General features: G+C 68.1%; 9 protein-coding genes. 3 read left to right on the top strand and 6 right to left on the bottom strand.

The window, feature by feature from the left end; genetic code table 11:
- A partial coding sequence (locus tag PKE44_RS12325; protein ID WP_324551599.1) for a hypothetical protein occupies positions 1–243 on the bottom strand: 243 nt, incomplete at its 3' end.
- A gap of 59 nt (positions 244–302) precedes the next feature.
- Here PKE44_RS12325 and PKE44_RS12320 point away from each other — a divergent pair.
- The 3 genes from PKE44_RS12320 (at position 303) to PKE44_RS12310 (ending at position 3,750) form a co-directional block, all read left to right on the top strand.
- Positions 303–1,289, top strand: a complete 987-nt coding sequence (locus tag PKE44_RS12320; protein ID WP_324551597.1) for an NYN domain-containing protein — start codon at positions 303–305, stop codon at positions 1,287–1,289.
- Between the two features lie 11 nt (positions 1,290–1,300).
- Positions 1,301–3,382, top strand: a complete 2,082-nt coding sequence (locus PKE44_RS12315) for a carboxy terminal-processing peptidase (protein ID WP_324551594.1) — start codon at positions 1,301–1,303, stop codon at positions 3,380–3,382.
- 182 nt (positions 3,383–3,564) lie between these two features.
- On the top strand, positions 3,565–3,750 hold the full coding sequence (locus PKE44_RS12310; RefSeq protein WP_324551592.1) for a hypothetical protein: 186 nt from the start codon (positions 3,565–3,567) through the stop codon (positions 3,748–3,750).
- 149 nt (positions 3,751–3,899) lie between these two features.
- Here the strand turns inward: PKE44_RS12310 and lipA are convergent, their stop codons facing one another.
- The 5 genes from lipA to PKE44_RS12285 form a co-directional block, all read right to left on the bottom strand.
- Entirely contained in the window at positions 3,900–4,916 is a 1,017-nt protein-coding gene (lipA, locus tag PKE44_RS12305) for a lipoyl synthase (protein WP_324551590.1), read from the bottom strand.
- Between the two features lies 1 nt (position 4,917).
- Positions 4,918–5,580, bottom strand: a complete 663-nt coding sequence (lipB, locus tag PKE44_RS12300) for a lipoyl(octanoyl) transferase LipB (RefSeq protein ID WP_324551601.1) — start codon at positions 5,578–5,580, stop codon at positions 4,918–4,920.
- 5 nt (positions 5,581–5,585) lie between these two features.
- A complete protein-coding gene (locus tag PKE44_RS12295) occupies positions 5,586–5,855 on the bottom strand; it encodes a DUF493 domain-containing protein (protein ID WP_324551587.1) in 270 nt (89 codons plus the stop codon).
- Positions 5,856–5,901: 46 nt separating this feature from the next.
- A complete protein-coding gene (locus PKE44_RS12290) occupies positions 5,902–7,062 on the bottom strand; it encodes a D-alanyl-D-alanine carboxypeptidase family protein (RefSeq protein WP_324551584.1) in 1,161 nt (386 codons plus the stop codon).
- A 92-nt stretch (positions 7,063–7,154) separates the two neighbouring features.
- Positions 7,155–7,502, bottom strand: a 348-nt coding sequence (locus PKE44_RS12285; protein WP_324551582.1) for an SPOR domain-containing protein, incomplete at its 5' end; no start/stop codon positions are given.

Below are 7,502 nucleotides of genomic sequence, written 5' to 3'. Positions count from 1 at the left end.
GGGCTTGCTCATCAGCGTCTTGCCGTCGTGCTGATCCATCCGTGCTGTCTGGACAAGTCCGGGAACCGCTGCTGCAAGTTGTGCAGATACCGAATGGCCGGTGCAGGCAAGGGCGCCGAAATCCGGCGTCCTGCGAACAAGCGGTTCCCGGGGGATTCTGCGACAATCAGCCGGCCCGCATCGGCCGGCATGCAGCCACGGCGGGCTGTCCGGCCTGCAGGGTTTCGCCTTCATCTTTGTCATCATTTGTCGTATCCCGCTTTTCGCCGGCCTCACCGGCGCGGGATCATCGAGGTAGCTTCGTGACCATCAAGTCTCACGCCAACGTCGGCGTTTACGTCGACGCCGCCAATATTTCCCGCAACGGCGGCAGCCGCATGCAGTACGACGTGCTGCGTGAATTCGCCTGCCGCGATTACGCCGAGGCGCTGCGCCTGAATGTCTATCTGACCTTCGACGAGGATCGGGCCAACAGCAACTACACCTACCGTGAACGGATGCGCGCGTATCAGGCGGCGTTGCGCGAACTCGGCTACAAGGTCATCGAAAAGAAGGTCCGCTGGTTCGAGGACGAGTCCGGCACCCGCTACGGCAAGGCCAACGCCGATCTCGACATGGCCGTCGACCTGCTGCTGCAGTCGCAGAATCTCGATCGCGTCGTGCTCGTGACCGGCGACGGCGATTTCGTGCAGGTGGTGCGGGCGCTGCAGAACAAGGGCTGCCGGGTCGAGGTCATCGGCTTCGACAACGTCTCGGAAGACCTGCGCAACGAGGCCGACCTGTACGTCTCGGGCTTCCTGATCCCCGGCCTGCTGCCGGCGCGCGGCGAGGATACCGGCGTGCCGTGGGGCGAGATCGGCTCGCGGGTGCGTGGCTACTGCTATCACCACGACGAGAACAAGAGCTTCGGCTTCATGCGCTTCCTGGTGCGCAGCTCGCCGTACCTCTGGAAGACCGACTCGCGCGACCCCGATTCGCCGTATCGCACGGCGTTCTTCCATGATTCCAACCTGCCCGACGGCTTCAACGTCATGCGCCTGCCGTCGCGCCACCATGTGTTCGAGTTCACGCTGGCCGAGCCGAGCGGCAAGCAGCCGGTCGCCACCGACATCCAGCTGGTCTGCCCGCCGATGGCCGAGCGCGGCTGGCGCGGCAGTTCCCGGCACGGCGCAAGCAGCAGCGCCGCTGCCGCGGCGAGTACGGCGGCCGAGGCCGAAGGCTCTGCCGGGCACGACGACGATGACCAGGACGCCGACGACGGCGATCATCCGAACGGAAACGTTGCATGAGAGCAGCCCGCATGGCCCCGTGCCGACTGAGCCTGGCAGCCGCGCTGCTGCTGTCGTTTGCCACCGTCGCCTGCGCCGCCACCGTCGGCGACGCCCTGCCGCCCCTGCCGAAGACCCTGCCGGACCTGTCGCCCGATACCGTGCAGTCGAGCGTCGACAAGACGGTCGCGGGCCTGCTGACGCAGTACCACTACCGGCGGGTCAAAATCGACAGCGCGCTGTCGGCGACGGTGTTCGACGATTACCTGTCGGCGCTCGATTTCAGCCACAGCTTCCTGCTCGCCAGCGATGTCGCCGAACTCGGCCAGTATCGCGACAAGATCGATGACGAACTGCGCAACGGCCGGCTCGATGCTGCCTTCGCGATCTACAACCTCTATCAGCAGCGGCTGCTGGAGCGCACGAGACGCATCAGCGAGGAGCTGACGCGGCCGTTCGACTTCAGGAAGGACGAAACCTACGAGGCCGACCGCAAGAAGGCACCGTGGGCGCGCACGGCGGCCGAACTCGACGAGATCTGGCGCAAGCGCCTGAAGAACGAGACGCTGAGCCTGATGCTCGCCGGCAAGGACGAGGCTGCCGCCCGCGACACGCTGCGCAAGCGCTACGAAGGCCGGCTGCGCCGCGCCGCGCAGTCCGGCCCCGAGGACGTGTTCCAGATCTACATGAACGCCGTCACCGGCGCCTTCGATCCGCACACCTCGTACCTGAGTCCGCGCAATTCCGAGAACTTCAACATCCAGATGCGCCTGTCGCTGGAGGGCATCGGCGCGGTGCTGCGGCTTGAGGACGAGCAGACCGTGGTCGTCGAGCTGGTGCCCGGCGGTCCGGCCGACCTGTCCAAGCAGATCCGGCCCAAGGACCGCATCCTCGCGGTCGGCCAGGGCGATGACGGCGCGATGACCGACGTGGTCGGCTGGCGGCTCGATGATGTCGTCGACCTGATCCGCGGCCAGCGCGGCTCGGTCGTGCGCCTGCAGGTGGTGCCGGCGCAGGCCGCGGCCGGCAGTCCGGGCACGGTCGTGCGCATCGTGCGCAACAAGATCCAGCTGGAGGAGCAGGCGGCCAAGAGTCAGGTCAAGACCTTCGTGCGCGACGGGGTCGAGCGCAAGGTCGGCGTCATCACGATCCCGACCTTCTACATCGACTTCGCGGCCGCGCAGCGCGGTGACCTCGACTATCGCAGCACGACGCGCGACGTGCGCCGGCTGATCGAGCAGCTGCAGCGCGAGCGCGTCGAGGGCATCGTCATCGACCTGCGCCAGAACGGCGGCGGCTCGCTGCAGGAAGCCGTCGAGCTGACCGGGCTGTTCATTGCGGACGGGCCGGTCGTGCAGGTGCGCGATGCCAAGGGCAAGGTACAGGTCGAGAACGATCCCGATCCGAAGCAGTTCTATTCGGGGCATCTCGCGGTGCTGACCGACCGCTTCAGTGCCTCGGCCTCGGAAATCTTCGCCGCGGCGATCCAGGACTACGGCCGCGGCGTGCTCGTCGGCGAGCAGACCTTCGGCAAGGGCACGGTGCAGACGCTGATCGATCTCGGCCGCTTCCTGCCGCAGGTCAAGGACAAGCTCGGCCAGCTGAAGCTGACCATCGCCAAGTTCTACCGCATCAACGGCGAGAGCACGCAGAACCGCGGCGTGCTGCCCGATGTCGCGCTGCCGCCGGCCTTCGCGACCGACGAGGTCGGCGAGAGCGCCCAGGAGCACGCCCTGCCCTGGGACGAAATCCCGCCGACCCGCTACAAGGTGGCCGGCCGGGTGCGCGACGGCGTCACTGAACTGAAGCGCCTGCACGAGGCGCGCGTGCCGCACGATCAGCCCTACCAGGACCTGAAGCACGACCTGGAGGTGTCGATGGCGCTGCGCAAGCAGACCACGGTATCGCTGCTGGAGAGCAAGCGTCGCACCGATCAGGAAGCCAGCAAGAGCCGCATGCGCACCGCGCGCGGCCGGGTCATCGATCCGGACAGCGACGATGCCGGCGACGCCAAGAAGGACGGGCCCGATCCCTTCCTCGACGAGACCGGGCAGATCCTGCTCGACTGGATCGACCTGCGCGCCGGTCGCATCGCCCAGGCGCCGGCCGACTGACGGGCGCATCGGCGCGCTGCAGACCCGCGGGGGCGTCATGGTGACGCCCCCGCAGCATTCTGACGGGACATGAACGTTCCGTCATACACAGAGCGGTCAAACCGCCGCAACATATGGTCCCCAGGATGGCGCACCGTGGAATCGCTTCCGCGCTGCGAGATCCGGACAGGAGGAGACCCACCATGAACGAGGAGATGCGCGAAATCGTCCGCCGGGCGGAACTGGAACTGGGGCGCGAACTCACCGAGCGTGAATTCGCCCGTTACGTCGGCAACCGCCTGTCGGTGCCGTTCACGGAAGTCCCCTGGCTCTGGGCGAGCTACCGGGCCCGCAAGGCACGACTGGCCTGCATCGCGATGCAGGGCTGATCGGCGACACCGCCGGCAAGCGCACCGGCAAACCGTAGCCCGCCAGTCGCGGGCTGCTTTCCACGACAACTAGAAAAAGCCAAAAGGAAGGCCGCACACCCGGGAGGGTGTGCGGCCTTCGTCTTTGGCTGCCGTGCGGACCTTGCCGCTCAGCCCGGGAATTCGCCCTTCGCCTGCAGGTCGGCGTGGTACGAGGAGCGCACCATCGGTGACGAGGCGACGTGCGTGAAGCCCATTTCCAGGCCATCGACGCGCAGCTGCTCGAACTCGGCCGGCGTCACGTAGCGCGCCACCGGCAGGTGGTGCAGGCTCGGCTGCAGGTACTGGCCGAGGGTCAGCATGTCGACGCCGTGCGCGCGCAGGTCACGCATCACCGCGCGCACCTCGTCGAGCTCCTCGCCGAGGCCGAGCATCAGGCCGGACTTGGTCGCGACCTGCGGGTGGCGGGCCTTGTAGGCTTCGAGCAGATCGAGCGAGCCTTCGTAGTCGGCGCCGGGCCGGGCCTGGCGGTACAGCCGCGGCACGGTTTCGAGGTTGTGGTTGAACACGTCGGGCGGGCAGGCGGCGAGGATGTCGACCGCGATCTCGACGCGGCCGCGGAAGTCCGGCACCAGCACCTCGACCTGCAGCGCCGGCGACAGCTCGCGCGCGCGCCGGATGCATTCGGCGAAATGCGCGGCACCGCCGTCGCGCAGGTCATCACGGTCGACCGAGGTGATGACGACGTACTTCAGGCCCATCGCCGCGATCGTGCGTGCCATGTTCAGCGGCTCGTCCGGATCGAGCGGGTTCGGCCGGCCGTGGCCGACGTCGCAGAACGGGCAGCGGCGCGTGCAGATGTCGCCCATGATCATGAAGGTCGCCGTGCCGTGGCCGAAGCATTCGCCGAGGTTCGGGCACGAGGCTTCCTCGCAGACCGTGTGCAGGCGGTTCTCGCGCAGGATGCCCTTGAGACGCTGCACCTCCGGCGAACCCGGGAAGCGCGCGCGGATCCATTCCGGCTTCTTCAGGCGCGTTTCCAGCGTGGTCGGGGCGATCTTGACCGGGATGCGCGCGACCTTGTCGGCGCCACGCAGCTTCTCGCCGGTCACCGTGACGCGGCGGACGGGAGCGTTGCCCGCGGCGGGGGCAAGGGTTTCGGAAGTCGGTTCGGGCAGCTCGGCCATCTCAGGCGTCCTCGGACAAGGCGGTCGGGAGTTCCGAAAGCGGCAGCGGATCGGCGAAGCCCAGCCGGGACGCCAGATAATGCAATAATTCGTCCGTCGCTTTCTGTATCGCGAAATCATCGCACAGCTCGGACAGCTGTGTCATCTGCAGGCCGGCGTAACCGCAGGGGTTGATGCGCTGAAACGGCGCGAGATCCATGTCGATGTTGACGGCGAGTCCGTGATAGCAGCGCCCGCGGCGCACGCGCAGGCCGAGCGAGGCGATCTTGCGCCCGTCGACGTAGACCCCGGGCGCATCGGGCTTCGCGCAGGCCGCGATGCCGCGCGCGGCGAGCAGGTCGACGACCGCGCCTTCGAGCGCATCGACCAGCGTGCGCACGCCGATGCCGGCGCGTTCGATGTCGAGCAGCGGATAGACGACGATCTGCCCCGGCCCGTGATAGGTGACCTGCCCGCCGCGATCGACCGCGACCACCGGGATGTCGCCGGTCGCGAGCAGGTGCTCGGCCTTGCCGTTGAGGCCTTGCGTGAACACCGGCGGGTGTTCGACCACCCAGACCTCGTCCCCGGCATCGGCCGTGCGCGCCGTGGTCCAGGCCTTCATCGCCGCGTAGACCGGCGCGTAGGAACGCCGGCCGAGATCGCGCCGCCACCAGCTGCGCAGCGGCTTCACAGCGCCATCTTCACGCGGGCGTGGCCGCTGATGTCGCGGTAGATCGCGTCGAGCTGCGCGCGCGAGTGCGCCGGCACGACGACGGTCACGGCGATGTAGCGGCCGGTGCGCGAGGCGGCGACGCGCACGCGCGCCGGGTCGAGATCGGGCGCGTGCGTGCGCACGAGCCCGACGATCAGGGCTTCGAAATCATCGCCTTCGCCGAAGGCCTTGATCGGGAAGTCGCAGGGAAATTCGAGCAGCGAGTCGCTCGGCGCTTCGGACATGGCAATCACCAGCGGGCGTGACCCCGCCCGCAGGCGGGGGCGGGGGTCAGCCGATCAGCTTGTGGAACAGCATCAGGATGTGATCGAGCAGCCGCGAGAAGAAGCTGCCCTCGGCCACGTCCTGCAGCGCGACCAGCGGCGCCTCGGCGACCGTGTTGCCATCGAGCGTGACGACGACCTTGCCGTGCACCGAACCGCGGCCGACCGGCGCCTCGATCTGCGGATCGACCTGGATCTCGGACTTCAGGCCCTCGGCCTTGCCCTTGGGCACCGTGACGCCGAGCGGCTCGGCGAGGCCGAGCGGCAGCTTCTCGGCATCCCCGAGCCAGACGCGCGGTTCGGCCAGCGCCACACCGGCCTCGTGCATCAGCCGCGTCGTGTAGAAGCTGAAGCCGTAGTTCAGCAGCGCCTGACTGGCACTGACCCGGTCCTTCTCGGCCTTGGCCCCGAGCACGACCGCGATCATGCGTCCCTGCTCGCGCTTGGCCGAGGTCACGAGGCAGTAGCCGGCGCTGCTGGTGTGGCCGGTCTTGACGCCATCGACGCTCGGGTCGAGCCACAGCAGGCGGTTGCGGTTGTGCTGGGTGATGTTGTTGTACGTGAATTCCTTGATCGCATAGCGCGCGTACTGCTCGGGGAAGTCATGGATCAGCGCGCGCGCGAGCTTGGCGATGTCGTGCGCCGTCATGTAGTGATCCGGATGCGGCAGGCCGGTCGCGTTCATGAAGTGCGAGCGTGTGAGGCCGAGCTGCTTCGCCCACTTGTTCATCAGGTCGACGAAGGTCGTCTCGGAGCCGGCGATGTGCTCGGCGAGTGCGACGGTCGCGTCGTTGCCGGACTGGATGACCATGCCCATCAGCAGCGCATCGGCCGGCACGCGCGAGTTGACCTCGGCGAACATGCGCGAGCCTTCGGTGCGCCAGGCGTTCTCGCTGATCAGCACCTGATCGTCGAGCTTGAGCTTGCCCTCGTGGATCGACTGGTAGATCACGTAGGCAGCCATCAGCTTGGTGATGCTGGCCGGCTCGATGCGTTCGTCGGCGAGCTTGCCGGCAAGCACGTTCTCGCTGGCGTAGTCGACGAGCACGTAAGCCCGGACCGGCAGATCCGGGGCGGCGGGCACGGCATCGACGGCGAGGGCGGCTGCGCCGGGTCCGAACAGCAGCACGAAGGACAACAGGAATCGCAAAGCGACGGACAGGCGCATGGGCAGATCGATACCGGGAAACGGAGGAAACGGGGGCGGATTCTAGCGCCCGCCGCCGGACGGCGGCCGGATTGTTGCGGCGCGCAAACGCATCAGTCGATGACCATGCGCGGCCGGCCGAGGCCGAGGCTCGCGACCATCAGGCTCGCGCGCTCGGCTTCGGGCTCGGTCTGGAACGGCCCGATCTTGACGCGCAGCAGGCCGTCGTTGCGCGAGCCGTCGATGGTGACCGGCTGCGCGAAGCGTCCGGCGATGCGGGTCTTCAGCGCCTCGGCGTTGCGCCGGTCACCGAAGGCGCCGAGCTGCAGGAACACGCCGCTGCTGGTGGTGCCGGCAGTGGCGAGCGCGAGCGGCTGCGGCGCCAGGGTTGCCGGGCGCACGCTGGTCGGCGGACCGGCCGGCGTGCGGAAGTCGGCCGGCGGCGGGCGCGGTTCGAAGCG

Source organism: Plasticicumulans sp., assembly GCF_035331805.1.
GTDB lineage: Bacteria > Pseudomonadota > Gammaproteobacteria > Competibacterales > Competibacteraceae > Plasticicumulans.
The sequence above is the reverse complement of the archived record's forward strand: the minus strand, read 5'-3'. Positions and strand labels throughout refer to the sequence as shown.

Coding starts and splice junctions, on each gene's coding strand:
- PKE44_RS12315 (WP_324551594.1), top strand. CDS start 1,301: ATGGCCCCGTGCCGACTGAGCCTGGCAGCCGCGCTGCTGCTGTCGTTT.
- PKE44_RS12310 (WP_324551592.1), top strand. CDS start 3,565: ATGAACGAGGAGATGCGCGAAATCGTCCGCCGGGCGGAACTGGAACTG.
- lipA (WP_324551590.1), bottom strand. CDS start 4,916: ATGGCCGAGCTGCCCGAACCGACTTCCGAAACCCTTGCCCCCGCCGCG.
- PKE44_RS12295 (WP_324551587.1), bottom strand. CDS start 5,855: ATGTCCGAAGCGCCGAGCGACTCGCTGCTCGAATTTCCCTGCGACTTC.
- PKE44_RS12290 (WP_324551584.1), bottom strand. CDS start 7,062: ATGCGCCTGTCCGTCGCTTTGCGATTCCTGTTGTCCTTCGTGCTGCTG.